We start from the raw sequence: 24,572 nt of genomic DNA, 5'->3' as shown, positions 1-24,572 counted from the left end.
AAACATGGCGCGTTTTATTTTCATCACTGGTGGTGTGGTTTCGTCCTTGGGCAAAGGACTGGCTTCGGCGGCGTTGGGATCGCTGTTGCAGGCCCGGGGATATTCGGTGCGTCTGCGCAAGCTGGACCCCTATCTAAACGTCGATCCGGGCACCATGTCGCCCTTCGAACATGGCGAAGTATTCGTTACCGATGACGGCGCTGAAACCGATCTGGACCTTGGCCATTACGAACGCTTCACCGGTGTGGCGGCACGCAAGACCGACTCGGTCAGCTCGGGGCGGATTTATTCCAACGTGCTGGAGAAAGAACGCCGTGGAGATTACCTCGGCAAAACCATTCAGGTGATCCCGCACGTCACGAATGAGATCAGGGATTTCATCGCGATTGGCGAGGATGAAGTTGATTTCATGCTCTGTGAAATCGGCGGCACCGTAGGTGATATTGAGGGCCTGCCCTTCTTTGAAGCGATCCGCCAGTTCAGTCAGGACAAGCCGCGCGGTCAGTGTATCTTCATGCACCTGACGTTGCTGCCCTATATCAAAGCCTCGGGCGAGTTGAAAACCAAGCCAACCCAGCACTCGGTGAAAGAGTTGCGCTCGATCGGTCTAGCCCCCGACATTCTGGTCTGCCGGTCCGAGGGACCGATTCCAACCAAAGAACGCGAAAAGCTGGCCCTTTTCTGCAATGTCCGCCCTGACAGCGTGATTGCCGCACAAGACCTCAGCACCATCTACGACGCCCCGCTGGCCTATCACCGTGAAGGTCTGGATCAGGCGGTTCTGGACGCATTCCAGATCAGCCCGGCCCCCAAGCCCGATCTGGCCAAATGGGAAGACGTCAGCGACCGCATCCACAACGCCGAAGGCGAAGTGAAAGTAGCCATCGTCGGCAAATACACCCAGCTTGAAGATGCCTACAAGTCAATTGCCGAGGCCCTGACCCATGGCGGTATGGCCAACCGCGTCCGCGTCAAGATCGAGTGGGTCGATGCCGAGGTGTTTGACAACGAAGACGCCGCACCTCATCTGGAAGGCTTCCACGCCATCCTCGTCCCCGGCGGCTTTGGCGAGCGTGGGACAGAAGGCAAGATCAAGGCCGCTCAATATGCGCGTGAACACAAAGTGCCCTATCTGGGCATCTGTCTGGGCATGCAGATGGCCGTGATCGAAGCCGCACGCAACGCGGCGGGAATCACCGAAGCCGGGTCCGAGGAATTCGACCACGAGGCTGGCAAAAAGCGTTTTGAACCCGTTGTTTACCACCTGAAAGAATGGGTACAGGGCAACCACAAGGTCGAACGCAAAGTCGGAGACGACAAGGGCGGCACCATGCGTTTGGGCGCCTATAATGCGGTTCTGGCCGAAGGCTCGAAGGTCGCGGAAGTCTATGGCGGCACCCAGATTGAGGAACGCCACCGTCACCGCTACGAGGTCGACATCAAGTACCGCGACAAACTGGAAAAGGCAGGCCTGAATTTCTCGGGCATGTCGCCGGATGGTCGCCTGCCGGAAATCGTCGAATGGTCGGATCACCCATGGTTTATTGGTGTTCAGTATCACCCGGAACTGAAATCCAAACCCTTCGACCCGCACCCCCTGTTCCGCGAATTCGTGCGCGCCGCGAAAGACACCTCGCGTCTGGTCTGATCACGGGCCGATAACAGATTTGTACCAGTCGGCGCGAATTATCTTTACGCGCCGGCGGTTTGCACGGTTAACTGCCGCCATAGCAGCGACAGGAGACCGGCCATGACCGATCAGATTACCCAAGCAGAAACATTTGCCGCCCTGCACAAGAAGGGTGATCCGGTCATCCTCTATAACATTTGGGACCCCGGCAGCGCCGTCGCTGTACGCGATGCAGGGGCCAAAGCGCTGGCGACTGGCAGTGCTCCGGTCGCGATGGCGCAGGGGTTTTCGGACGGCCAGAACATCCCGTTTGAGTTGGCGTTAGACAACGCTCGCCGCATTGTCGAGGCGGTTGATATACCGGTCACCATGGACCTCGAAGGCGCTTATGCCGAGGATACTTTTGGCATATCGGCCAATGTCAAACGCGCGCTGGAAACCGGAGTAATCGGCTTTAACTTCGAAGATCAGGTCGTTGGAACTAAATATCTTTATGACATCGAAACACAGGCAGCGCGTGTCGCTGCGATGCGCGAAAGCTGTGACGTGGCCGGTGTTCCCGCCTTCATCAACGCCCGCACTGACATCTTCCTCAAAGCCGCTCCGGACACGCATGATCAAGCGATGCTGGATGACGCCATGGCCCGCGCGGCAGCCTACGCCGATGCCGGAGCCAGCGGGTTCTTCGCGCCGGGCCTGAAAGACGAATCCATGATCGGCCAGCTTTGCGCGGCCACCGACTTGCCGGTCAACATCATTGCCCTGCCCGGCACGCCTGACACGCCGACGCTGGCGAAACTCGGCGTGGCCCGGATCAGCTATGGCCCGGTTCCCTATCGGCAAATGACCGCTTGGTTACAGGATTCAGCACGCGCCGCGTTGCAATCCGGTGGATGATCCACTTTTAGGGGATTGCATTTCAACCTGTTCCTCCGCACCTTGCATCCGATACCAGCGGAGGACACCTTGTGGCCAAAGGATACTGGGTTGCCCATGTCGATGTAGACGACATTGAAACCTACAAATCTTACATTGCTGCCAATGCGGCCCCATTCGCCGATTACGGGGCCAAGTTTCTTGTACGTGGCGGCGAGAGGAGCGAGCCCGAAGGCAAGGCTCGTGCCCGCACAGTTGTCATCGAATTTCCCAGCTATGAACAGGCGCTGGCCTGCTATGAAAGCGATGCCTATCAAGCCGCCAAGGCCTTGCGCGATCCGGTTTCGACCGGCGATCTTGTGATTATTCAGGGCTATGAGGGCTAGCACCGCTTGGCGCGCCTCGAATTACGGAATATCCTGCCGATATGTTGAAAAAATTCTTCCAGGCCTTTCGGCCGCCGCAACATGACAAACTGCCCGATCCTGATGCCGAACTGGCCCTGGGGGCTTTGCTGGTACGTGTCGCGCAGGCCGACCGCGACTACAAGCTGGAAGAGATCAGCCTGATCGACCGCATTCTTGCGCGACTTTACCAGCACAATGCGATCGAGGCCGCCAAGGTCCGCGCCACCTGCGAAAAATTGCACGCAGCTGCTCCGGAAACAGATACATTCGGCAAACTGATCCGCGAAACCACCGATCTTCAGGAACGCTTGGCCGCGCTTGACGCCCTGTGGGAGGTCGTGCTGGCCGATGGCAACTCGGACGAGGGCGAGGTCAAGATCGTCGAAGAAGCCCGCATTGCCATGGGCCTCAGCTTCAACGACAGCAAAGCGGCACGCGAGCGGATACAAAGCCGCTTGGAAGCGACCTAGGCTATCTCTATATAAACGCTTATGTTCAGTGATTTCCTGTCCCGGCTCACGCAGCCGCAGCCCGACCCGCTTGTCGAAGATGATGCCCGTCTGGCCCTCACCGCCCTGTTGGTGCGTATCGCTCGGTCCGACAACGACTATGCCGATACCGAAATGGCCCGAATCGACCGCATCTCGGCCGAACGCTACGGCCTGTCGCCATTCGAGGCCGCAGCCCTGCGCGCCCGCGCCGAAGACCTTGAAGCCGAGGCGCCCGACACCGTCCGCTTTACTCGCGCCATCAAAGAGGCCATCGCCTATGACGACCGCCTGGCCGTAGTGCAGGCCATGTGGTCGGTCGCACTGGCGGATGGGCACCGCAGCGGTGAAGAGGATTCTCTGCTACGCCTTGTCGTCAGCCTGCTCGGCGTGAGCGATGTGGATTCGGCGCTTGCAAGACAAAAGGCGGCGAAGGTCTGATCAACCGGCAAGCCTTTGGGCGTTGTCAGCGCTATGAATCGATGCCTTCAAGCTCATTCAGAAACTTGTAGTCTGTCGGCGGATCGTCACAGATGCCGGGCCCACACTCCAAAAGCGCCGAACCAGCGTTCGCGACGGCCAATGCCAAAATCAGGAAAAACGCTGTTTTGGCCAATGTACTTGCTCCGAAGCGTTCGGTTGCCCGAACGTCCGACGCAAGATCATACTGCTTCTCGAATACCAGCATGATTGCGGTGCCAAGGATGATCAAACCAAAGGCAACTCCCGCCCAGGTATAGAAGTGTAGGCCCAGAACCGGGGAGCCGTAGTGCCCTGTTCCGGGCACGATATGCAGCAGAATCTGCCGGATCGAAACACTGATCCCAAAGATCGCCGCCACCAGCACGATGCCATAGTTTCTGGCGCGCGTACCCCACAACAGGTTCAGAGCAAGCCCGAACCCAACGGCCACGAATCCCACGCGTTGGAGCAAACATAACGGACAGGGCAGTTCGTAAAGGACAAGCTGAAAGTAGAAGGCAAGCACCAGAACAAGGCAAACCGCCAGTGCACCAATCGCATTCATGTTACGAGCAAATTCAGGTGACATTGGACGACCTCACAGTTGAATCGTTAAGGGGGTCGTGGCGTGAAACTTCAGCCAGTAGGCACTCGCCAAAAGCGTCAGCACGAACAATGCGTATGAAATTCTGACCAGCTTAAAGTATGCTAGCACCATCGTGCCGGCGAACAATGCAAATAATAGCGCGATCACAAGAAGCCCCTTACGTGAATTGAATTCGTATATTTCAATCTTTAACTCAAAACGAATTATTCCCAAATTCAAACAGTTTTGGTGATTGGATCAAGCCAGTTCAATAAATTTGGTTTCGCTGAGGATCACCTCGGTTGATCCGGAATCCTGTGACCTGAATCTCTGGGCCGCAATCAAGAGATTGATCTGGCTGACCTGTCGATAATGGTGCATCGAGTCACAGAATGCGCCCAACAAACTGACAGTTTAGACAGCGCGACCGCCCGATTTGGCAATTTCGCTGCGTGAACTTGTCAATTGCGCATTGCATTAGCCCGATTTTTCAGCCCTATTACCGCACCAACACCAATCATATCTGGACTGCCCGTGACAGACGCCGCTCCCGTCATTGAGATCAAGAACCTGCACAAAAGCTTTGGCCAACTCGAGGTGCTCAAGGGCGTGGACATCACCGCGCATCGCGGCGACGTCGTGTCGCTGATCGGATCATCCGGCTCGGGGAAGTCTACCCTGCTGCGCTGCTGCAATCTGTTGGAAGACAGCCAAGAGGGCGAGATTCTGTTCAAAGGCGAGCCCGTCCGTTGGACTGGCAGCCACAATCATCGCCGTCCCGCCGATCCCAAGCAGGTGTTGCGCATCCGCACAAATCTGTCGATGGTGTTCCAGCAGTTCAATCTGTGGGCCCATATGACCATCCTGCAGAATGTGATGGAGGCTCCGGTCACTGTCATGGGCCGCGACAAGGCCGAGGTCGAAGACAGCGCGCGCAAATATCTGGAAAAGGTCGGCATCGGCGACAAATGCGACGTCTATCCGGCGCAACTATCGGGCGGACAGCAACAACGCGCCGCAATCGCACGTGGGCTGTGCATGGAACCTCAGGCGCTGCTGTTTGACGAACCGACCTCAGCGCTCGATCCCGAACTGGAACAGGAAGTGATCAAAGTGATCAAGGATCTGGCCGCAGAAGGCCGCACCATGATCATCGTGACCCATGACATGAAGATGGCTGCGGATATCTCCAGCCACGTTGTGTTCCTGCATCAGGGCCTGATCGAAGAAGAGGGTTCAGCCGAAGACATTTTCACTGCCCCTGAATCCGAACGGCTTCAGGGCTTTCTCTCCGCCACTCAGGCGGCTTAACCAACGGACAGAACCAATAAAGGGGAGTAACTCATGAAAAACCTGATTCTGACCACCGCAGCACTGGCGTTGACCGCCGGTATCGCAATGGCCGAAACTGTGCGCATGGGCACCGAGGGCGCCTACCCTCCGTACAACTTCATCAATGATGCTGGTGAGATCGACGGCTTCGAGCGTGAAGTCGGTGACGAGCTGTGCAAGCGCGCCGGTCTGGAGTGCGAATGGGTCAAGAATGACTGGGATTCGATTATTCCGAACCTGGTTTCGGGCAACTATGACACCATCATCGCGGGCATGTCGATCACGGACGAGCGTGATGAGGTCATTGACTTCACTCAAGACTACTACCCTCCTACCGCTTCAGCATACGTTGCGACCTCTGACGCAGCAGATGTGACAGGCGGGATTGTTGCGGCGCAAACTGCCACAATCCAGGCTGGCCACGTTGCCGAATCCGGCGCAACCCTTGTCGAGTTTGCAACCCCCGAAGAAACCATCGCCGCCGTCCGCAACGGCGAAGCCGATGCAGTTCTAGCAGACCGCGATTATCTGGTCCCGCTGGTCGAGGAATCGGGCGGTGAGCTGGTGTTTGTCGGGGATCCGGTTCCACTGGGCGGTGGCGTCGGCATGGGCCTGCGTGAAAGCGACGGTGAGCTGCGCGGCAAGTTCGACGAAGCCATCACCTCGATGAAAGCCGATGGCACACTGAACGAAATGCTAACCAAGTGGTTCGGTGAAGGAACCGCCACATACGGTGCTGACGGTTCAGTCGTCACCAACTAATTCCTAACATATCCCGGTCCGGTGTCTCAGCGCCGGGCCGAGACGCTGGCTTTGCCGGTAACGACGTTCGAAAGACGCCTTATGTTCTCCTACTGCGCTGATCCTGACACGCTGGGCACGTTCCGCTGGTTCTCGTGCTATCTGACCAATGGCGTCCACTGGTCGTTCTACTTGTCGTTCTTCAAGGTGCTGGGTCTGCTGGCCGTCACCGCCCCGGTCGCCCTGAGCTTCGGTTTTGCCGGCGCTATGGCAGCGCGATCGCATTTCCCGCCGCTTAGCTGGCTGGGTAAGGCCTATATCGCCATCGTGCGTGGCGTGCCTGATATCGCTTTCTTTCTGTTCTTCGTGATCGCTCTGGATCAGGGCTTTGAATGGCTGCGCCATAAAGTGCTCTGCCCCGAATGGACCGATCCGGTGCGGCAGGGCAACGACTTCATCGTCTGTCAGGCCGCCAAGCTGCCGCTGGGCACTGCACCCGAATGGGTGCATGAAACCTACGGCTTCTTCCTTGCCGTCGTCACATTCTCTATCGTGTTCGGCGCGTTTGCCGCCAACGTCCTGTTCGGCGGCATGCGGGCTGTACCACACGCCCAGCTTGAGACGGCCGCAGCCTACGGCATGACACGCCGCCAGACCTTTTGGCGTATCCTGGTGCCGCAAATGTGGGTCTACGCCCTACCTGGCCTATCGAACCTGTGGATGGTGCTGATCAAGGCCACACCACTGCTTTTCTTGCTGGGCATCGAAGATATCGTCTATTGGGCTCGCGAGTTGGGCGGCACAAAAACATCCCGCTTTACCGATTACCCTCATGGCGACTGGCGCATGTGGTACTTCCTCGCCCTGCTGATCTTCTACCTCGGCATGACCCGTGTATCGGAAATCGGGCTTGAGAAACTGATGCGCCGCCTGTCCCATGGTCAGGCCACATCGGGCGGAGAGCTTCTGCGCAAGGAGACCACCGCATGAGCTGCATCCAGACCATTCAGGACTACGGCCTCCGTTCGCTGGGCTTTGGCGAGCGCCTGCTGCCCAAAACCGATTTCACCCTGTGCGAGCACTTCACGCTGATCGGCTCGGGCATGATCTGGAATATCTATTTCGGGATCATGGCGATGGTCACGGGGTTCTTCCTCGCCACCGCGTTGGCCGTCGGCAAAGCCTCGTCGAATAAATGGCTGCGTAAACCGTCCGAGTGGTTCATCTTTTTGTTCCGCGGCTCGCCGCTGTTCATCCAGTTCTTCTTTGCCTATTTCTTCTTCCTTTCGCTGAAGAAGCCCTATCCGATGTTCGACGCCTTCACCTCGGCCTGGCTGGGGGCGCTGATCGTGCTGTTCCTGAATACTTCCGCCTATTCGGGCGAGATCTTCTATGGCGCCCTGCGTTCGATCCCCAAGGGCGATATCGAAGCCGCCGACGCCTATGGCATGTCCGGTTGGTCGCGCTTCCGACGTATCGTTTGGCCCACAATGCTGCGGCTGGCGTGGCCCGCCTATACGAACGAAGCGATCTTTGTCTTCCAGTCCACCACACTGGTCTTCTTCTCGGCCTTCCCGGCCTGGCAACAACGGGGCGACGCGCTCTATTACGCCAGCTACTTCGCGGACAAGACGTTCAACCCGTTCATCCCCTACCCGATTCTGGCGTTCTATTTCATCCTGCTGACGCTGGTCATCGTTTGGGGCTTCGGAAGGGTCAACAAACGCCTGAACCGCCACCTACCTGCCGAGCGGAAAGCCAAGATGCGCTTCCGACTAAATTTGGCGCGCTAAGCCCACTCCACCGGGTTCAGCCGGAACAGTTTCGAAAGCTGCTCATAGACCTCGGGCACCTCGTGCTTCAGCGCCTTCGGGCGCTCAAAGAACACTTCAACCGAAACGGCAAAGAACTCTTCATGCCCGGTCGCGCCATACGGATCGATGACTGTCCGCCGCCCGCATTCAACCGCGTGAACATGCGCGTCATAGGCGGTCAGGAATACCTTTTCCCATTCGGCAAAGCTCTGCCCTTCACTCAGGATCGGTACGCCATTTGTACCCCCGGACAGATCATCGATCTGATGCGCAAATTCATGCAGCACTACGTTCTGCCCGTCGCGATCATCAAGAGCGCCCTGCTGGCTGTGTGCCCATGATAAAATGACCGGTCCGCGATCCCAGCTTTCCCCGGTCCGCACGATCTCTTTCTCGGACACGACATAGCCCGAGCGCCGCTGCTGCTTTGACTTGAACGCATTGGGATAGATCAGAATGGTCGTCAGATTGTCATACCAAATGTCGCTATTGATCACGAGCAAACAGGCCTGCGCCGCAATCGACAGCTCCATCTCCTCAGTCACTTCCAACCCGTCGCAGCCGTAGAAGCTCACTTGATCCAGAAACAGGTTCACCTTGCCATCCAAGTGGCTGCGCAGCCCGGCGGGCAGCCGCCGGATGATGGGAACTTGCTGATCAATGATGTCCCGTTGATCCGAGGTCAGACGCGTCGCCAACAGCGCCGCGCGGGCCTGTCTCTTGGACCAGACGTAATAGCCGACCCCGCCTGCGATCAGTAACACTATGGTAAGAAAGATGAACATATATGAGACTATAGGCATCGCTACGCCCGGCACAATCGGGCACCTGAATGTTGTACAACTCGGAAGACAGCGGTCTCGACCACTGTACAAGTCGGTTGATTTTCAACATCGCGCCCCACCGCAAGCGACGCCTGTTCGTAATTTGATCAAATTTCGTGACAAGACGCTAATCCTGATTTAAACCTCTCGTGACTAGACCACGGAGCCCCCAATGGACCTGAGCGCCCTGCATACATTCCGCGTCGCCGCCTGTGACCTCAACGGTCAGATGCGTGGCAAACGCGTGCCGCCCTCATACGGTGCCAAGTTGGACAAAGGCGCCGTACGCATGCCGTTCTCTGCGCTCAATGTCGATCTCTGGGGCGCTGATATCGAAGGCAGCCCGCTTGTCTTCGAAAGCGGTGATGCAGATGGTGTGTTGCGCCCCACCGGGCGTGATCCGGTTCCCATGCCCTGGCTTGATACACCCACCGCGCTGGTGCTCATGTGCCTGTACCACGATGACGGCACGCCTTTTGCGGGCGATCCGAGACACGCGCTTTCTGCGGTTCTAGATCGATTTTCCGAACGGGGCTGGTCGGTCATCGCCGCCACCGAACTCGAGTTCACTCTGCTTGACGCCTCAGGCGACCAACCGCAGCCTCCGATCAACCCGGTCACGCGCCGCAGGCTGCGGGACGAAGCCGTTCTGTCGATGGCCGAAATGGACGCGTTTGATGCGTTCTTCACCGATCTCTACGATGGTTGCGCCGCTATGGGTATTCCCGCTCAGACTGCAATATCTGAAAGCGGGATCGGCCAGTTCGAGATCAATCTGAACCATCAGGACGCCATGCGCTGCGCCGATGATACGTGGCTTTTCAAGACCTTGGCGCGTGGCGTGGCACGCAAGCATGGCTACACAGCGACCTTCATGTCCAAGCCCTATGCCGAGGATGCGGGCAACGGGATGCATGTGCATTTCTCGGTCGTCGATGTCGATGGACGCAATGTCTTCGATGACGGAGGGGCCGAGGGAACCGATGAACTGCGCTCGGCGGTTGCTGGATGTCTGACCGCGATGCCCGGCTCTACGCTGATCTTCGCTCCTCATGGCAATTCTTACACGCGCCTGGTGCCTGGTGCCCACGCACCCACCGGAGCAAGCTGGGCCTATGAAAACCGCACAGCGGCCCTGCGCATTCCGGGTGGTGCCCCTGCCGCCCGACGGATCGAACATCGCGTTGCTGGCGGTGACATCAACCCCTATCTCATGCTGGCCGCAGTTCTGGGCGCGGCAATGGTTGGGATCGAGGATGGCCTGCGACCGCCCAGCCCGATTTCGGGCAATGCCTATGAGTTGACGGATCTGCCGCAGCTGGCAGCCGACTGGCCGTCGGCCATCTCTGCTTTCGAAACTGACCCGGTAGTTGCGCGCATTTTCCCGGACGATCTGATCCGCAACCTGGTAATGACCAAACGGCAGGAAATTGCACGATTCGCGTCCCACCCCCCTGACGAGCACTGGCTCAGCTATCTTGAGAGCGTTTGAACCTCTTGCCCAGCTCGCTTCGCTCCGCTAGAATAAATTTGATCAAATTTGGTGAACTATGAAAATCGGCATCCTTGTAACCGGCCACCCACCCGATGAATTGCATGAACAATTCGGGGAATATGATGGCATGTTTCGCGCATTACTGGGTGGGAACGGCTTTGAATTCCAAACATACGCAGTGGTCGATGGTGAGTTTCCGGAAGACGCGCATCAGGCCGACGGGTGGATCATCACCGGATCTCGTCATGGCGCATACGAAGATCACGCTTGGATTCCCCCGCTTGAACAGTTGATCCGGGATATTCAGAAGACAGGGAACCCTTTGATTGGTGTTTGCTTTGGCCATCAGATCATCGCACAAGCGCTTGGTGGAAAAGTGGAAAAGTTTGATGGTGGCTGGGCTGTAGGACGCACGGAATACAGCTTTGGCGATCAGACCGTCACCTTGAATGCTTGGCATCAGGATCAAGTGACCAAACTGCCCGCAGGTGCGGTGGTCTCCGGTACGAATGACTTTTGCCAAAACGCCATGGTCAACTATGGCGATACGATCTGGACCGTGCAGGCCCATCCTGAATATGGAAATGAGTTCATACAGGGCTTGATGGAGACCCGAGGCAAAGGCGTGGTTCCCGATGCGTTGATGCAGGCGGCAGCGAACCGGAAAGATGCCCCGGATGATAATGCCAAAATCGGGCACCACATGGCAGAGTTCCTAAAGAAAGTGAGGGCCTGATGGCCGACTGGACAGATCAGCTGCCTGAGGCGGCGCGCACCTACTTTGAAGGCAAACGGCTGGATGAGGTTGAATGCATCATCTCTGACCTGCCCGGCATCGCCCGCGGCAAGGCGGTCCCGGCGTCAAAGTTTGCCAAGCAATCCTATTTTCACCTACCCGACAGCATTTTCTACCAGACCATCACAGGGGATTGGGGCGAAGCTGCAGGTGAGGACGGTTTCATTGAGCGGGACATGATCCTGAAACCCGACTTCTCAACTGCGTCGGCCGCTCCTTGGACGGGCGACTGGACCTTGCAGGTGATTCACGACGCGTTCGACCGAGATGGCGAGCCGATCCCTTTCAGCCCCCGCAATGTGCTCAAACGCGTTGTGAAGATGTATCACGACAAAGGTTGGAAGCCGGTTGTCGCCCCCGAGATGGAATTTTTTCTTGTCGCGCCGAATGTAGATCCCGCGCAAGGGATCAAGCCGATGATGGGCCGCTCGGGCCGACCTGCGGCGGCGCGGCAGGCTTACTCGATGACAGCGGTCGATGAATTCGGGCCGGTGATCGACGACATCTACGACTTTGCCGAGTTTCAGGGGTTTGAGATCGACGGGATCACGCAAGAAGGCGGTGCCGGACAACTAGAGATCAACCTGCGTCATGGCGATCCGGTGAAGCTGGCGGACGAGGTATTCTATTTCAAACGCCTGATCCGCGAAGCCGCGTTGCGTCACAACTGCTTTGCTACGTTCATGGCAAAACCGATCGAAGATGAGCCGGGGTCGGCCATGCACATCCATCACTCGATCATCGAAAAAGAAACGGGACAGAACATCTTCTCCGGTCCACAAGGTGGCGAGACGGATGCGTTTTATCACTTCATCGCCGGCTTGCAGAACCACCTGCCTGCAGGGCTGGCGGTGATGGCACCGTATGTGAATTCTTATCGCCGCTACGTCAAAGACCATGCGGCCCCGATTAATCTGGAGTGGGCACGCGACAATCGCACAACTGGCATTCGCGTACCTCTGTCCGGCCCCGAGGCGCGCCGGGTCGAGAACCGCATCGCAGGCATGGACTGCAACCCTTATCTTGGTATCGCATTGTCGTTGGCCTGTGGCTATTTGGGCCTGACTCAGCAAGAACGCCCACGCCGCCAATTCTATGGCGACGCCTATGAAGGCGACGGCGATATCCCTCAGATCATGGGTGAAGCTCTGGATCTGTTTGATGAAGCCACTGCCCTGCACGAAGTTCTGGGTCCCGAGTTCGCCCGTGTCTACGGCATCGTCAAACGTGCTGAGTACGAAGAGTTCCTGCAGGTCATTTCCCCGTGGGAACGCGAGCATCTGCTGATGAACGTCTAGGGCAAAGACGCGATGAACCTGCTGTATTCTAATGACCGCAAGGCGGAGTACCCGCCAAGCTGGTATGCCGCGACGGCGCACGCCTTCGACCGCCACCCGGCGCTTGAAGGCGACCATTCCGCAGACGTCTGTATTGTCGGGGGCGGATATACGGGCCTTTCGGCAGCATTGCACCTGGCTGAGGCTGGGTTCGATGTTGTCCTGCTGGAAGCTCATCGCGCGGGTTTTGGGGCTTCGGGTCGCAACGGAGGCCAACTGGGCAGCGCGCAGCGTTTGGATCAAGAGGATCTTGAACGGCTTGTCGGCGATGAAGACGCGTTAAAGCTTTGGGATCTGGCCGAAGAAGCCAAGGATCTGGTCAAATCTCTGATCTCAAAACATCAGATCGATTGCGACCTGAAGCCCGGCATTGCGGTTCTGGGCTTTAACAACTCGGAGCGCGCAGAGCTACATGATCACGCAGCGCATCTGTCGGGTAAATACAAATACGACCAAATCGAAACTTTAGATGCCGATGCCGCGCGCGGGCTTTGCCCCTCACCAGCCTATGCGGGTGGGTATCTGGACAATGGTGCCGCGCACCTACACCCGTTGAACTACGCCCTCGGCCTTGCGCGTGCCGCTGTCAGAGCCGGGTTAAGACTGCATGAAGACACCGAAGTTCTTGGCATCGATCAGGGCGCTCGTGTTACTGTACGCACTGAAAAGGGCACGATCACTGCCGATCACGTTATTCTGGCCTGCAACGGATACCTCGGAGATCTGAACCGGCAAGTTGCATCGCGCGTGATGCCAATCAACAATTTCATCGCGGCAACCGAACCTTTGGGCGCTGAAGTGCAAAAAGTTTTGGCCAAAGATATCGCCGTTGCTGACACCAAGTTCGTGATAAACTATTTCCGGCTAAGCGCCGATGGCAGGCTGCTGTTTGGGGGTGGCGAAAGCTATGGTTATCGTTTCCCCGAGGACATCGCCGCAAAAGTCCGCAAGCCGATGACCGAGATTTTCCCGCATCTGCGTGACGTCAAAATCGACTACGCATGGGGCGGAACGCTGGGCATCACCATGCGGCGCATGCCCTATTTGACCCGGGTTGCGCCAAATATCCTGTCCGCCTCGGGTTATTCTGGCCACGGCGTCGGCACCGCGACCCATGCAGGGCAACTCATGGCGTTGGCGATCCAGGGGCAGGCTGAGGGGTTCGATACCATGGCCCGCGTTCCTGCAGTGCCCTTCCCGGGTGGTCCTGCTTTGCGGACGCCGTTGCTGATACTGGCCATGACTTGGTATGCGCTGCGTGACAGGCTGGGTATCTGAACACATTCTTTACGACGAATTGGTGAAATCTCGCTGACGATGCGAATTGGGACTTGGCTTGCCTGCACATCGAATTTATATTTCCCAAAGATAAAATTCGGGAAATCCAAATATGACGCTTGTACCCAACGTTCATGAAGCCGAAGCCATCCCCGCAGCCGCCCGAGACGCAATCGACGCTCTGATGAAGTCAGGCGATCTGTTTCGCTATACCGCACCTCAGGATGCGCCCGTTGCCCTGCTGGAGGCAGAGTTTGCCGAACTGCTCGGCACAAAATACGCGCTGGCGGTCTCTTCCTGTTCTGCCGCGCTGTTTTTGTCGCTCAAGGCGCTTGGGCTGCCCCGCGATGCGCGGGTTCTGATCCCCGGATTTACCTTTGCCGCCGTGCCGTCATCGATTGTTCACGCGGATTGCATTCCGGTTCTGTGCGAGGTCGGGGACAATTATCGCGTCGATATGGCCGATTTCACGGCCAAGCTGGACAGCGTGCAGGCAGTGATCATCAGCCATATGCGCGGCCATACCTCGGACATGGACGCGATCATGGAGCTGTGCGAAGCGCGCGATATCCCGGTGATCGAAGACGCCGCCCACTCATTGGGCACAACCTGGCATGGGCGCAATATTGGCACCATCGGTAAGGTCGGCTGCTTCTCGTTCCAGTCCTATAAAATGATCAACGCAGGCGAAGGTGGCATTCTGGTCAGCGACGATGCGGATCTTGTGGCGCGGGCTGTCATCATGTCGGGCGCATACGAGCACAACTGGAAAAAGCACTCTGGCTCACCAGAGCTGGAGCAGGCCTTTGCCAAATGGCAGAACCAGTTGCCACTGTATAACCTGCGCATGAGCAACCTCAGCGCTGCAGTCATTCGTCCGCAAATTCCCGAATTGGCACGCCGTGTCCGCGACGGGCTGGCAAACCATGACTATGTGGCTGATCGTCTGAACACATCGCCCTACATCGATGTCCCTGCCCCTCTGACACCCGAGCAGCGTGCACCGGATTCGATCCAATTCAATCTGGTTGACCTCAGCGACGATGAAATCCGCGCCTTTGCCGCCGCAGCCGAGGCACGCGGTGTCAAGGTGCAGGTCTTTGGACTGAGTCAGGATAACGCTCGTGCCTTCTGGAACTGGCAGTTCCTACCCGAACAGTTCGAACTGCCACAGACCCGTGCGATGCTGATGAAGGCCTGCGATGTACGTCTGCCCGTGCGTTTGACGCGCGATGAACTGGACGTAATCTCGGACATCCTGCTGGCTTCTGTTGGCGAGGTTGTTGGCCCGGTGCCAGTCTACGGGACCTGATCGTCAGTTCTATTGCAGATCAAGGTCATGAACTGAAATTAACAATGCGTCGATCCCGTCAGGGGTTGGCGCGACGCGTGACAAAATCCCGGCAACGGCAAGCCCGGTTTCTGTTTGCGTCAGAAACGGTGCACCGGAATCCCCCATCATGACGGGGCAGATCGCGCGCATCAGCCCCTGGCCGGCCTGTGCGGCATTACAGCTCTCGGTGCGACTGAGCACGTGGGGCCGCAATCCGGGATAGCCCGCGAACGTGCCCATCTGCGGGACAGTCCGGGAAATATCGAAAAAACCAACCTGCTCTCCAATTGGCTCGGCCAACTCCAACACGGCCCAATCCAGATCGGCGCGATTGTTGAATACACCGTCGCGCCCCTGTTCCGAATCCAGCCGATAGGCCAATACATTGGACACGGCGGCAGCCTCGCCGCGCTGATACCCTGCGGCAAACCGGATACTGGCCGGAGGAATCCAGCGGTTGCGCGCGCTGTTGTACAAGCAATGTGCCGCGGTCAAAACCAGCCGCTCAGACACCAGCACGCCTGTACAATGGGACCGCTGACTGCGGCTGGCAAAATTGACCCGGCCAATGGCGCGCCAGGGCGGGGTCGTTGCATCCAGAATTTCGCGCGCGCGAATCTCGTCGCAGCCCGCAGCCGTATCCCGACCCATTGTGCAGATAGGTTCCCACACGGATGTAAACTGGCCTTGGGCCTGTGCAGTCTGGGCCCAGATCAACGCGCCCAGAACAGACAGCCAGCGCATCGGTCAGGCTAGCTCAGCTTCGATAGTTTTTGTTGCAGCTCGGCAAGTTGCTTTTTGATGTCGTCCAAATCCTCTTTGGGTTCGGGCGATGTTTCTTGTTCATCATCCGGCCCCGACCAGTTCCCCGACAGACCACCGGTCATGGCTTTTAGGAAGGCCTTTTGCTGCGCTTGCATCGCCTCGAATCCCGGCATCTGGGACATCGGGTTCATGGCGCTCATGTTCTCCATCATCTTCGACTGGCTTTCGCGCAGCATGTCGAATGAGCTTTGCAGGAATTGCGGCATCATGCCCCCGCCCGGCACCATGTAGCTGCGCACCAGATCGTTCAGCACATTAATCGGCAAAACATTTTCGCCGCGGCTTTCGTGTTCGGCAATGATTTGAAGCAGATACTGACGGGTCAGGTCATCACCGGTTTTCAGGTCGATGATCTGAACCTCGCGGCCATCGCGTATGAAACCGGCTATATCTTCAAGCGTCACGTAATCGCTGGTCTCGGTGTTATACAGCCGACGGCTGGCATAGCGCTTGATCAGCAGCGGTTTGTCTTGTTCCGACACCCTGTACCCTCCCCAAGGATGATGCGTTGCAGCAGAGGTTATGCGACTGCAGAACAAAAAGAAAGGGCAGGTCAAGCGACCTGCCCGAAGCGATTACACCATTTGGGAGGAATGGGTGCTATATCGCAGCCTTACTTACTTGGCGGTTGCTGCTTTCTTTGCGGCAGCGGTCACCTCGTTGGTGGCTTTTTTGACGGCTGCGGTTGCATCTTCTGCAGCGTCTTTGCCAGCCGCCATCAGCAGCTCAACGGTTTCGGTCTGAACTTTTTTCGCGATTTCAGCGAAAGCAGCCAGGTTTTCAGCGGCAACTTCAGCCGACGCGCTTGCGAAGTCGGTTGCAGCTTTTGCGTAATCCGCAGGCTCGGTTTTTGCTTTCGACATCTCGGTCAGTTTGGCCAGGGTTTCTTTGGTCCATTTGTTCGAGATTTCAGCCGATTTCTCAGCTGCGTCCAGAGCAACACCCGACAGCTTTTCGTTCAGAGAAGCGGTCGATTTGAATGCGTCTTCCAGAGCGGTTGTGTCAACCGGGAACGCGCCCATCATGTCTTTCAGGGTCGCGGTAAAGTCTTGGGTCTTTGCCATTGTCCTAAATCCTTCTAGCCGTTCCGGGCCCACCCCGGTTCTCATCAGCTTGAAGGCAATATGATTGCTGCATCGCAGCATTGCAAGTTTTTTCTTGCTGCAATGCAGAAATTTTTGAGTTTCAAAATGATATCAGCGGTTTGCCTTGACCAAAACATAGGTACCCGGAGCCGGGCAAAGGCGTGGATGATCCGAATCGCCGGTATCGCGCGCGGGAACCTGCTTGCCTGATCGCTTCTTTAACCACGCTTCCCACATCGGCCACCACGAACCTTCGTGGAAGTCAGCCTCTTTCAGCCATGTATCGGCATCACACTTCAGCTCAGGATTGGTGTAATGGCCATATTTTTTCTTACTGGGCGGATTTACGATGCCCGCGATGTGGCCGGACTCGGACACCACAAAGGTCTTCGACTTCGCGCCCATCTGCTGCACCCCGCGATAGCAATCCTTCCATGCGGCAATATGATCCGTCTCGCAGGTGATCGCCATCAAAGGCACATCGACATCCTTGGTATGCAGCTTATGGCCAAGCAATTCGAACCCGTCGTTGACGAAATCGTTGCTCTGACACAAACCGCGCAGATACTGGATCGCCATCCGACCTGGCAGGTTGGCCCCGTCGCCGTTCCAGTACAACAGGTCAAACGCTGGCGGTGTTTCACCCATCATGTAGCTGCGGATCGCCGGCGTATAGATGAGATCTCTGGATCGCAGGAAAGACATCGTTCGCCCGATGATCCATGCCTTTAGAATACCATCCTTCGAGACCTGTTCTTCGATGCCATCTACAAAGTCATTTTGCAGGAACGGCGTGAACTCCCCCTGCTCACCAAAGTCTGTCAGGGTGGTGAAGAAAGTGGCAGATTTGATCGACTTGTCGCCGCGCTGCTTCATCAGCGAAAGCGTCAGGCTCAGCGTCGTACCGGCGATGCAGTAACCCACTGCGTTGACCTGCTTGACCTTGCAGATTTTCTTCGCCTCTTCGATGGCGGTCAGGAACCCTTCCTGAATATAGTCCTCCATCCCAATATCGGCGTGTGAACTATCGGCATTCACCCAGCTGACCACAAACAGGGTATAGCCCTGCTCGGTCACCCATTTAATCAGGCTGTTCTGAGCCTTCAGGTCCAAGATATAGAACTTGTTGATCCATGGCGGGAACAGAACGATCGGCGTTTCGTGCACCGTCTCGGTCACCGGTTTATACTGGATCAGTTCCATCATTCGGTTGCGATAGACGACGTCGCCGGGTGTAGTTGCGATATTCCCGCCAATCTCAAAGGCACTTTCGTCAGCCAGCCTGACAACCATTTCGCCGTCATTGGCCTCAAGGTCCGACACGAGGTTCTCCAGCCCCTGTATCAGGGACTGCCCTTCGGTCTCGATGGCCTTTTCCAGCGCATCGGGGTTGGTGGCCAGAAAATTCGTTGGCGCCATCATATCTATGATCTGTTGCGAGAAGTACTGCAGACGCTGTTTATCCTTGGTTTCCAGATCGTCAACCGATGCGACGGCCTGCGCGATCGCTTCGGCATTGGTTTGGTACTGCTGGCGAATGAGGCGAAAGTAGGGGTTGGTTTCCCACATTGGATTGGCAAACCGTTTATCTTTGGCAGCGGCTGGGGGTACATCCCTGTCGCTTTGGGTCATCGCTTTCTGCGCTTCCGCAAAGTTGAGAACCGATTTTCCCCAATACTCAATTTGCTGCTCCAACAGCTTTGTGGGGTTTTGAAACGCTTCAGCCCAATACGCAGTTGCTGCTTTTGCAAAAAGCTCTTGATTCGGGCCATCCAGAGCGGGGGTGTGCGGCGTTTTTCCGGCCATGACCTCGACCAGGCGTTTGGACAGTTCTTCTACTTTGTCCATATTTTCTTTAAGTCGTTCAATATGTTCTTCGGTCAGTTTTGGCGTCTGGTCTTCGGTAGTTGTCATTTTAACAATTCCCCCCTAGTCTCGCTGCTGTGCAGAATAACGTCGTTGGCGTCGGGGGGCAAAGCGGCGAATGGTCCGAATTCTCAGGCTGATACTCAGGAGGCACATTCGATGCGCTACATGATGACCTATGACCTGATGGAAACCATGCGTAACACCAACCAATGGCTTGGTGCAACCGCAAGCGCGATGGCATCCTACCCCCTGTTCTCGATGACACCCAACCCGGCCTTCAACTGGATGGCTGCATGGGGCGAAGTAACCGAGCGCACATTCCAGCGTATGGTCGTCAAGCCTGATTGGGGCATCCGCACCTTTACCTGCGAAGACGGCAAGGACCATCTGGTCGATATCACAACCGTGCTTGAGCGTCCTTTCGGCGACCTGATCCATTTCCGCGTTAATGGACGCAAAGAACAGCCGCGCAAGGTTCTGCTGGTTGCGCCGATGTCGGGGCATTACGCGACCCTGCTCCGCTCGACCGTCAAAAGCCTGCTTGTCAATTGTGAGGTCTACATTACCGATTGGCATAACGCGCGCGACATTCCCGTGTCCGAAGGCAAGTTCGATGTCGAGGATTACACGCTCTACCTTGTCGATTTTATGAAAGAGCTCGGCCCCGATACGCATGTTATTGCGGTTTGTCAGCCCGCACCGCTGACTCTGGCCGCAACCGCCTATCTGGCCGAGGTCGAGCCGAAGGCGCAGCCAAGTACCCTGACGCTGATCGGCGGTCCCGTCGACCCCGACGCAACTCCGACCGAAGTTACGGATTTTGGTCGCCGTGTTACGATGGGTCAGTTGGAAGAAACGATGATCCAGCGGGTTGGCTTTAAATACAAGGGCGTAGGCCGGATGGTGTATCCCGGCTTGCTACAACTGGCTTCGTTCATGTCAATGAATGCCGAACGTCACAGCAAGGCGTTCTCGGATCAGATTCAGCGCGTTATTCGTGACGAGGCATCCGACCACGATGCCCATAACCGGTTCTATGACGAATATCTGGCGGTGATGGACATGACTGCCGAGTTCTATCTTTCGACCGTTGAACGTGTCTTCAAAAACCGTGAGATCGCGCGCAACGAGTTCGTTGTAGCCGGCCACAAGGTAGATATCGGCAAGATCACTGATGTGGCTGTGAAATCGGTCGAAGGCACGAATGACGATATCTCAGCCCCCGGGCAATGCATCGCGGCGCTGGATTTATGCACGGGTCTGCCCGACAGCAAAAAGGCCAGCCATGTTGAACCCGGCGCGGGTCACTATGGCATTTTTGCGGGCCGCAGCTGGCGCGACAACATCCGTCCGCTAGTGATTGATTTCATGAATGAAAACAGCCGCAAACCCCGTCGACGAGCCGCCAATAGCAACAAAGTTGCATGAGCCGCGCAGCGGCAGGAGACCTTCCTTTCCGTTGCAATTGCGGCGCTCTTTCGGGGCGCATTACTGAACACGGCGTCGTATCCGGCACTCATGTCGTGTGTTTTTGCCATGACTGCCGCGCGGCTCAGCTTTATTTTGAACAGCCCGACCCTGCGCCCGACCCAGTCGAGGTGTTTCAGATGTCACCGGAAGACATCAAGATCGATGCAGGGGTCGAGCACTTGGCAGCTATGCAACTTAGCCCCAAGGGCATGTTGCGGTGGTATGCCAGATGCTGCAACGCGCCGCTGGCCACGACGCCGACAACTCCAAAATTTCCGTTCGCGGGTTTTATCGTCAAACGTATTCCCCACCCCAGCAGTTTGGGTCCCATTACTACGCGTGGATTTGTGCCAAGGGCTGACGGCAAGCAGTCTCATGAGAAAATCCGCTATGCCGCTATGGGTCTGCTTAAACGCATACTAAAATCGCGTCTGTCCGGGAGCTGGAAGAAAACGCCATTCTTTGACTCTGAAACCGGTCGGCCGGTGGTGCAACCAACTGTTCTGACCAAGAACCAGCGCGCGGTTTTCTACGACTAGGTCAGCCGCAGTGGTTTCCGGAGCCAATCCTGCAGCATCGCAATCACGGATTCGGGTGCTTCCAGTGTCGGATAGTGCCCGGCCTCATCAATCACGCGCAACTCTGCATCCGGAATGAGATCAGCCATGAAGGTATTCTTGCGGACCGGATTCTCCGCATCATGGGCACCGCAAATGATCAGCGTGGGCATCCTGATCCGGCGCAGCGTGCCTTGTTGGTCCGGACGGCGTTGCAGGGTTCTTATCTGACGTACAAACACATTCGAGCCCAATTCCTCGGCCATCCGCAACACTTCGTTCAAAATCGGGATGCGTTGCGGACCGGGAGCCAACATGTCCGAGCCGATCAGCTTGCGCATCACTTCGTCCAACCTCCCCGCCTGCGCGCCAACGATCAGGTCTTCGCGACTCGCCGCGATATGAGGTGTGTCGGCCTGCGCATCCGTCGCCAGCAAGGCCAGTCGTGTCACCCTCTCAGGTGCGCGCCGCACGATCTCAAGCGCGGCGCCACCACCCAGACCAAACCCGCACAAAGCAAACCGGTGCGGCAGTTGATCCAGCAAGCCCGACGCGATCTCTTCGAACCGTTCACCGCCGGTGATCGGTGCGACCATAACTGCACGTTCACGCGACAGCGCGGTGATCTGCGCCTGAAACAACCGTGCATCGCACATCAATCCGGGTAGCAAAACCAACGGCTCGATCACCTCGGTGCCCTCCGCTCGTTGTTATTGTTTTGTTACAGGATGAGAGGTTTGCCAACGGCGGGCAAGCAAAACTTCACGGATAGCTGATCGACCGAAACGGTGGGAAATCCGCATAGCGTTCCTGCCTTTGGCCCAGCGGTTCATCTGGCTCCGCCCCGGCCCGCAACAAGCAGCCGCGCGGGGTGATATAGCTGTCGATCCGCCGTACAGGCTTGGGCCGCCAAACCAGATTAAACGCGCATAATTTGGGAAAAAACCAAATCTCGGAATAATCCAGATGGTCGTGCATCCACCAAGCCAGATCGCGCCAATCGCGCCCCTGCGCATAACGGTCTGCAAACCACGGAATTACCACCGACGCCCCTGCTACACGTGCGTCACCTTCGCCCCAATCCCAAATGTGGCACTCCAACGGGTTGTCATTGCGGGCACAGTTCAACCTGTTCTCGTTCCCGAACCGGTTCAGAGATCGCGAGCGATAGCCCGAGCGCACCGCGATACGACCAAAGGTTTCTTCCAGCGGATCCAGCAGGGTCTCGCAAAACGCGCGCCCGGTCTCGATCGCAAGATCAGGGTTGTCGGGAATATTTTGCAATGCGTGAAAGTTCCCGATCTCGGAATATAGGAAATCACGCATGAAAAAATGCCGGGATAGTCGCACGCGACCCAAGGTCTCAAGGCTCCACATACTGCCCGGTCTACGCATATTCAGCCACCGCCTTGCCTCTGAATCCCCTGCTCTGACAGCCACTCCAATATGCCCGCGACCGCCGCGTCGGTCTGACCCGGTGACATCAGACGCCCCGCGACCACGTGTGAGGCCGGATCATCCCCGGGCCCCATTGTCACCAATGAAACCATCGCCTGACCACCCCAGGCCTTGGCCGCCTCATGCATTTTTTCCGGACGCACCACCTGATCATCATCAGAAAACCAGAACAGCGCCGGAACCCGCGCGCCCGAGAAGTCCAGCGCATTGACCGCATCCACAAGGGCAAACATCGGCACGACCGCCTCCCATGGATAAACAGTTGTCCAAAAGATGTTCTTCTCGGGATCAGTGCTTGAGACATCCCGGTCCTGTCCCATCAATGGCGGCAGCCAATGCCGGGCCCACGGCAAGGATGGCACCCAGGAACCAGCCGAGTTTACGCCAAAGTTCGGCGACACCAAAACCAATGCAGCCACATCAGTGCTCAGTTCCGTGTCCATCGCAGCCGCGGCGGCCAATGTCGCCCCCGTCGAAGTTGCGATCACAATGACTTGCTCACCAACGGCCCGGGCGGCAGCCAACGCCTCGGCGGTATCCTGCATCCAGCCCGACGCTGTACCTTCGGCCATTGCGTCCCCATCGCGGCCATGCCCCTGAAGCCTTGTGTAGACAAGGTTGGCACCCAACGCGTCCGCAACGCGATCAGGTACTGGCCTGATCTCCTCGGACGTGGCGGAAAACCCATGAATGTAGAGCACTGCATAAGCTGTCCGCTGTTCGACAAAACCATCCTGCCAGACCACGCGCTTTTCAACACCTGGCACGATGTCATCATAGGCGGATTCGATGCTTTCAAAGTAAACCTGAACGCCCTCGCCAAATTTGCGCGGATCGAAACGCGGATGCAGGTCCACTGGCTCGCGCGGGCCAAAGGCGTAGATCAACACACCAACCAGCGTCAAACCCACCAGCACCCGCCCCAAAACCCAGCCCAGGCGATGCATCAGGTGCCTTCCAGGACTTCTCGCAGAGCCTGCTCAATCAGCCCGAGGCATCGCTCATCCGAGAACCTGTGATCCGCATCTTTGACCAGCAGCAGTTGCATGTCCGGACCAGTGGCATGATCCAGCAGGCGCACTGCCGTATCGGTCGAGACGGCCGTATCTGCTGTCCCCTGCAGGAGACGCACAGGGAAAGGCAGATCAAGCGAAGCGCGCAAAACCAACCGCTGCCGCCCATCCTCAATCATCCGCTTGGTGATGACGTAGGGCTCCATGTAGTCCGATGGCAGTTCTACATGTCCAACCGTCTCTAGTTCAGATTTTTGCTGGTCCGAAAACGACGCCCAATACCCGTCCTCGGTAAAATCTGGGGCCGCCGCAATTGTCACCATACCTGCGATCCGCTCGGGCATGACACGCGCCAGCAACAGCGCTTGCCACCCGCCCATCGACGATCCCACAACAACCAGCGGACCATCAGTTAACCGAGAAACTGCAGCCAGCGTATCCTCGTGCCAGTCCCCGATACACCCGTCAGTAAAGGCGCCCGAGCTTTCACCGTGCCCCGAATAGTCAAACCGAAGGAACCCCTGCCCGCGCGCGCGCGCCCACGCTTCCAGATGCACCGCCTTGGTGCCCTCCATATCTGATTTCAAGCCACCTAGAAAAACGATGGTCGGCCCGCGCCCATCACTCTTGTGATACGCCAGACGTCGTCCCTGCGCGGTTTCCAGAAATTCTGCCTCTGCCATGCTACCCTCTTTGCTTGTCCGCCCATCATGCATGTCACGCACCTCTCTGCAATTGCCCGATCCTTCTTCATCTGGCTAAAAATACCTCGGGGAGTGCGAGGGGCTGGCCCCTCGCTCCTGCCCTTGACACCTGTGTCCCCACCTGCCACATGAGCCGAGCATACATAACCCGCAACCGGGCGTTCAGTGGGCGCCAAACCGACGAGGAGAGCC

The 24,572-nt window shown here is 57.2% G+C and carries 27 protein-coding genes; 16 read left to right on the top strand and 11 right to left on the bottom strand.

Translation table 11 applies throughout. From position 1 onward, the window contains the following. The first annotated feature begins 4 nt into the window (after positions 1 to 4). From ACR0JG_RS08765 to ACR0JG_RS08745, 5 genes are all read left to right on the top strand, one after another. On the top strand, positions 5 to 1,648 hold the full coding sequence (locus ACR0JG_RS08765) for a CTP synthase (protein WP_480569113.1): 1,644 nt from the start codon (positions 5 to 7) through the stop codon (positions 1,646 to 1,648). 102 nt (positions 1,649 to 1,750) lie between these two features. Continuing rightward, on the top strand, positions 1,751 to 2,527 hold the full coding sequence (locus ACR0JG_RS08760) for an isocitrate lyase/PEP mutase family protein (RefSeq protein ID WP_480569110.1): 777 nt from the start codon (positions 1,751 to 1,753) through the stop codon (positions 2,525 to 2,527). Between the two features lie 71 nt (positions 2,528 to 2,598). After that, positions 2,599 to 2,892: a DUF1330 domain-containing protein gene (locus tag ACR0JG_RS08755; RefSeq protein WP_170393588.1), complete on the top strand. Its 294-nt coding sequence runs from the start codon at positions 2,599 to 2,601 to the stop codon at positions 2,890 to 2,892. A gap of 41 nt (positions 2,893 to 2,933) precedes the next feature. Next, positions 2,934 to 3,383, top strand: a complete 450-nt coding sequence (locus tag ACR0JG_RS08750; protein ID WP_170393590.1) for a tellurite resistance TerB family protein — start codon at positions 2,934 to 2,936, stop codon at positions 3,381 to 3,383. 21 nt (positions 3,384 to 3,404) lie between these two features. After that, on the top strand, positions 3,405 to 3,842 hold the full coding sequence (locus tag ACR0JG_RS08745) for a tellurite resistance TerB family protein (RefSeq protein WP_170393592.1): 438 nt from the start codon (positions 3,405 to 3,407) through the stop codon (positions 3,840 to 3,842). Between the two features lie 31 nt (positions 3,843 to 3,873). Here the strand turns inward: ACR0JG_RS08745 and ACR0JG_RS08740 are convergent, their stop codons facing one another. Next, positions 3,874 to 4,452 (bottom strand): disulfide bond formation protein B, encoded by a 579-nt coding sequence (locus ACR0JG_RS08740; RefSeq protein WP_480569107.1) that lies wholly within the window; start codon positions 4,450 to 4,452, stop codon positions 3,874 to 3,876. A gap of 9 nt (positions 4,453 to 4,461) precedes the next feature. Further along, on the bottom strand, positions 4,462 to 4,617 hold the full coding sequence (locus ACR0JG_RS08735; RefSeq protein ID WP_223118239.1) for a DUF5993 family protein: 156 nt from the start codon (positions 4,615 to 4,617) through the stop codon (positions 4,462 to 4,464). A 366-nt stretch (positions 4,618 to 4,983) separates the two neighbouring features. On the opposite strand from ACR0JG_RS08735, the gene ACR0JG_RS08730 reads away from it, so the two are divergent. The 4 genes from ACR0JG_RS08730 to ACR0JG_RS08715 all read left to right on the top strand — a co-directional run bounded on the left by ACR0JG_RS08730 (position 4,984) and on the right by ACR0JG_RS08715 (position 8,315). Further along, entirely contained in the window at positions 4,984 to 5,760 is a 777-nt protein-coding gene (locus tag ACR0JG_RS08730; protein ID WP_170393596.1) for an ABC transporter ATP-binding protein, read from the top strand. Positions 5,761 to 5,793: 33 nt separating this feature from the next. Next, on the top strand, positions 5,794 to 6,543 hold the full coding sequence (locus tag ACR0JG_RS08725) for a transporter substrate-binding domain-containing protein (RefSeq protein WP_170510687.1): 750 nt from the start codon (positions 5,794 to 5,796) through the stop codon (positions 6,541 to 6,543). An 81-nt stretch (positions 6,544 to 6,624) separates the two neighbouring features. After that, a complete protein-coding gene (locus ACR0JG_RS08720) occupies positions 6,625 to 7,512 on the top strand; it encodes an ABC transporter permease (protein ID WP_170393600.1) in 888 nt (295 codons plus the stop codon). Further along, entirely contained in the window at positions 7,509 to 8,315 is an 807-nt protein-coding gene (locus ACR0JG_RS08715) for an ABC transporter permease (RefSeq protein WP_170393602.1), read from the top strand. The genes ACR0JG_RS08720 and ACR0JG_RS08715 overlap by 4 nt, the downstream gene beginning before the upstream one ends. On the opposite strand, the gene ACR0JG_RS08710 is transcribed toward ACR0JG_RS08715, so the two are convergent. After that, positions 8,312 to 9,121: a M90 family metallopeptidase gene (locus ACR0JG_RS08710; protein ID WP_480569104.1), complete on the bottom strand. Its 810-nt coding sequence runs from the start codon at positions 9,119 to 9,121 to the stop codon at positions 8,312 to 8,314. The two genes, ACR0JG_RS08715 and ACR0JG_RS08710, sit on opposite strands and share 4 nt — an antisense overlap. Before the next feature lie 211 nt (positions 9,122 to 9,332). Between ACR0JG_RS08710 and ACR0JG_RS08705 the strand changes: the two genes are divergently transcribed. The 5 genes from ACR0JG_RS08705 (at position 9,333) to ACR0JG_RS08685 (ending at position 15,378) form a co-directional block, all read left to right on the top strand. Next, the gene (locus ACR0JG_RS08705) at positions 9,333 to 10,652 is read left to right on the top strand and encodes a glutamine synthetase family protein (protein ID WP_480569101.1); all 1,320 of its coding nucleotides are present in this window, start codon (positions 9,333 to 9,335) and stop codon (positions 10,650 to 10,652) included. Positions 10,653 to 10,710: 58 nt separating this feature from the next. Further along, positions 10,711 to 11,391, top strand: a complete 681-nt coding sequence (locus ACR0JG_RS08700; protein ID WP_480561797.1) for a type 1 glutamine amidotransferase — start codon at positions 10,711 to 10,713, stop codon at positions 11,389 to 11,391. Further along, the gene (locus tag ACR0JG_RS08695; RefSeq protein WP_170393610.1) at positions 11,391 to 12,749 is read left to right on the top strand and encodes a glutamine synthetase family protein; all 1,359 of its coding nucleotides are present in this window, start codon (positions 11,391 to 11,393) and stop codon (positions 12,747 to 12,749) included. Before ACR0JG_RS08700 ends, ACR0JG_RS08695 begins: the two co-directional genes overlap by 1 nt. A 12-nt stretch (positions 12,750 to 12,761) precedes the next feature. Beyond that, positions 12,762 to 14,066 (top strand): NAD(P)/FAD-dependent oxidoreductase, encoded by a 1,305-nt coding sequence (locus tag ACR0JG_RS08690; RefSeq protein ID WP_170817600.1) that lies wholly within the window; start codon positions 12,762 to 12,764, stop codon positions 14,064 to 14,066. A gap of 112 nt (positions 14,067 to 14,178) precedes the next feature. After that, positions 14,179 to 15,378 carry a DegT/DnrJ/EryC1/StrS family aminotransferase gene (locus ACR0JG_RS08685; RefSeq protein ID WP_480569098.1) on the top strand — a complete coding sequence of 400 codons (1,200 nt, stop codon included), beginning with the start codon at positions 14,179 to 14,181 and terminating at the stop codon, positions 15,376 to 15,378. Between the two features lie 9 nt (positions 15,379 to 15,387). Here the strand turns inward: ACR0JG_RS08685 and ACR0JG_RS08680 are convergent, their stop codons facing one another. The 4 genes from ACR0JG_RS08680 to ACR0JG_RS08665 all read right to left on the bottom strand — a co-directional run bounded on the left by ACR0JG_RS08680 (position 15,388) and on the right by ACR0JG_RS08665 (position 19,223). Further along, complete coding sequence (locus ACR0JG_RS08680) at positions 15,388 to 16,143, bottom strand: trypsin-like serine peptidase (RefSeq protein ID WP_480569095.1); 756 nt, start codon at positions 16,141 to 16,143, stop codon at positions 15,388 to 15,390. A gap of 8 nt (positions 16,144 to 16,151) precedes the next feature. After that, a complete protein-coding gene (gene phaR / locus ACR0JG_RS08675; protein ID WP_480569092.1) occupies positions 16,152 to 16,706 on the bottom strand; it encodes a polyhydroxyalkanoate synthesis repressor PhaR in 555 nt (184 codons plus the stop codon). Between the two features lie 135 nt (positions 16,707 to 16,841). Then, the gene (locus tag ACR0JG_RS08670) at positions 16,842 to 17,288 is read right to left on the bottom strand and encodes a phasin family protein (protein ID WP_029621740.1); all 447 of its coding nucleotides are present in this window, start codon (positions 17,286 to 17,288) and stop codon (positions 16,842 to 16,844) included. Positions 17,289 to 17,420: 132 nt separating this feature from the next. Beyond that, complete coding sequence (locus ACR0JG_RS08665; protein ID WP_480569089.1) at positions 17,421 to 19,223, bottom strand: PHA/PHB synthase family protein; 1,803 nt, start codon at positions 19,221 to 19,223, stop codon at positions 17,421 to 17,423. Positions 19,224 to 19,334: 111 nt separating this feature from the next. On the opposite strand from ACR0JG_RS08665, the gene phaZ reads away from it, so the two are divergent. Next, positions 19,335 to 20,606, top strand: coding sequence for a polyhydroxyalkanoate depolymerase (phaZ, locus tag ACR0JG_RS08660; RefSeq protein WP_170626086.1), 1,272 nt, complete (start codon positions 19,335 to 19,337; stop codon positions 20,604 to 20,606). Continuing rightward, positions 20,603 to 21,187: a DUF6151 family protein gene (locus ACR0JG_RS08655; protein WP_480569086.1), complete on the top strand. Its 585-nt coding sequence runs from the start codon at positions 20,603 to 20,605 to the stop codon at positions 21,185 to 21,187. The genes phaZ and ACR0JG_RS08655 overlap by 4 nt, the downstream gene beginning before the upstream one ends. Here ACR0JG_RS08655 and ACR0JG_RS08650 read toward each other — a convergent pair. The 4 genes from ACR0JG_RS08650 to ACR0JG_RS08635 form a co-directional block, all read right to left on the bottom strand. Then, on the bottom strand, positions 21,184 to 21,894 hold the full coding sequence (locus tag ACR0JG_RS08650; protein WP_480569083.1) for an alpha/beta fold hydrolase: 711 nt from the start codon (positions 21,892 to 21,894) through the stop codon (positions 21,184 to 21,186). The genes ACR0JG_RS08655 and ACR0JG_RS08650 overlap by 4 nt on opposite strands. A gap of 73 nt (positions 21,895 to 21,967) precedes the next feature. Further along, entirely contained in the window at positions 21,968 to 22,582 is a 615-nt protein-coding gene (locus tag ACR0JG_RS08645; protein WP_480571068.1) for a hypothetical protein, read from the bottom strand. Positions 22,583 to 22,602: 20 nt separating this feature from the next. After that, positions 22,603 to 23,610 (bottom strand): alpha/beta hydrolase, encoded by a 1,008-nt coding sequence (locus tag ACR0JG_RS08640; protein ID WP_480569080.1) that lies wholly within the window; start codon positions 23,608 to 23,610, stop codon positions 22,603 to 22,605. Then, entirely contained in the window at positions 23,610 to 24,359 is a 750-nt protein-coding gene (locus tag ACR0JG_RS08635; RefSeq protein ID WP_170393631.1) for an alpha/beta fold hydrolase, read from the bottom strand. Before ACR0JG_RS08635 ends, ACR0JG_RS08640 begins: the two co-directional genes overlap by 1 nt. Positions 24,360 to 24,572: the final 213 nt, after the last annotated feature.

The organism is Ruegeria sp. AD5 (assembly GCF_056542345.1).
The sequence above is the reverse complement of the archived record's forward strand: the minus strand, read 5'-3'. Positions and strand labels throughout refer to the sequence as shown.

What these genes read in the sequence shown, in the direction of transcription:
- ACR0JG_RS08745 (WP_170393592.1), top strand. Translation starts at nt 3,405, where the DNA reads ATGTTCAGTGATTTCCTGTCCCGGCTCACGCAGCCGCAGCCCGACCCG.
- ACR0JG_RS08750 (WP_170393590.1), top strand. Translation starts at nt 2,934, where the DNA reads ATGTTGAAAAAATTCTTCCAGGCCTTTCGGCCGCCGCAACATGACAAA.
- ACR0JG_RS08670 (WP_029621740.1), bottom strand. Translation starts at nt 17,288, where the DNA reads ATGGCAAAGACCCAAGACTTTACCGCGACCCTGAAAGACATGATGGGC.
- ACR0JG_RS08760 (WP_480569110.1), top strand. Translation starts at nt 1,751, where the DNA reads ATGACCGATCAGATTACCCAAGCAGAAACATTTGCCGCCCTGCACAAG.
- ACR0JG_RS08720 (WP_170393600.1), top strand. Translation starts at nt 6,625, where the DNA reads ATGTTCTCCTACTGCGCTGATCCTGACACGCTGGGCACGTTCCGCTGG.
- ACR0JG_RS08725 (WP_170510687.1), top strand. Translation starts at nt 5,794, where the DNA reads ATGAAAAACCTGATTCTGACCACCGCAGCACTGGCGTTGACCGCCGGT.
- ACR0JG_RS08765 (WP_480569113.1), top strand. Translation starts at nt 5, where the DNA reads ATGGCGCGTTTTATTTTCATCACTGGTGGTGTGGTTTCGTCCTTGGGC.
- ACR0JG_RS08665 (WP_480569089.1), bottom strand. Translation starts at nt 19,223, where the DNA reads ATGACAACTACCGAAGACCAGACGCCAAAACTGACCGAAGAACATATT.
- ACR0JG_RS08645 (WP_480571068.1), bottom strand. Translation starts at nt 22,582, where the DNA reads ATGTGGAGCCTTGAGACCTTGGGTCGCGTGCGACTATCCCGGCATTTT.
- ACR0JG_RS08705 (WP_480569101.1), top strand. Translation starts at nt 9,333, where the DNA reads ATGGACCTGAGCGCCCTGCATACATTCCGCGTCGCCGCCTGTGACCTC.
- ACR0JG_RS08715 (WP_170393602.1), top strand. Translation starts at nt 7,509, where the DNA reads ATGAGCTGCATCCAGACCATTCAGGACTACGGCCTCCGTTCGCTGGGC.
- ACR0JG_RS08635 (WP_170393631.1), bottom strand. Translation starts at nt 24,359, where the DNA reads ATGGCAGAGGCAGAATTTCTGGAAACCGCGCAGGGACGACGTCTGGCG.
- ACR0JG_RS08640 (WP_480569080.1), bottom strand. Translation starts at nt 23,610, where the DNA reads ATGCATCGCCTGGGCTGGGTTTTGGGGCGGGTGCTGGTGGGTTTGACG.
- ACR0JG_RS08685 (WP_480569098.1), top strand. Translation starts at nt 14,179, where the DNA reads ATGACGCTTGTACCCAACGTTCATGAAGCCGAAGCCATCCCCGCAGCC.
- ACR0JG_RS08700 (WP_480561797.1), top strand. Translation starts at nt 10,711, where the DNA reads ATGAAAATCGGCATCCTTGTAACCGGCCACCCACCCGATGAATTGCAT.
- ACR0JG_RS08710 (WP_480569104.1), bottom strand. Translation starts at nt 9,121, where the DNA reads ATGTTCATCTTTCTTACCATAGTGTTACTGATCGCAGGCGGGGTCGGC.
- ACR0JG_RS08740 (WP_480569107.1), bottom strand. Translation starts at nt 4,452, where the DNA reads ATGTCACCTGAATTTGCTCGTAACATGAATGCGATTGGTGCACTGGCG.
- ACR0JG_RS08655 (WP_480569086.1), top strand. Translation starts at nt 20,603, where the DNA reads ATGAGCCGCGCAGCGGCAGGAGACCTTCCTTTCCGTTGCAATTGCGGC.
- phaZ (WP_170626086.1), top strand. Translation starts at nt 19,335, where the DNA reads ATGCGCTACATGATGACCTATGACCTGATGGAAACCATGCGTAACACC.
- ACR0JG_RS08690 (WP_170817600.1), top strand. Translation starts at nt 12,762, where the DNA reads ATGAACCTGCTGTATTCTAATGACCGCAAGGCGGAGTACCCGCCAAGC.
- ACR0JG_RS08680 (WP_480569095.1), bottom strand. Translation starts at nt 16,143, where the DNA reads ATGCGCTGGCTGTCTGTTCTGGGCGCGTTGATCTGGGCCCAGACTGCA.
- ACR0JG_RS08695 (WP_170393610.1), top strand. Translation starts at nt 11,391, where the DNA reads ATGGCCGACTGGACAGATCAGCTGCCTGAGGCGGCGCGCACCTACTTT.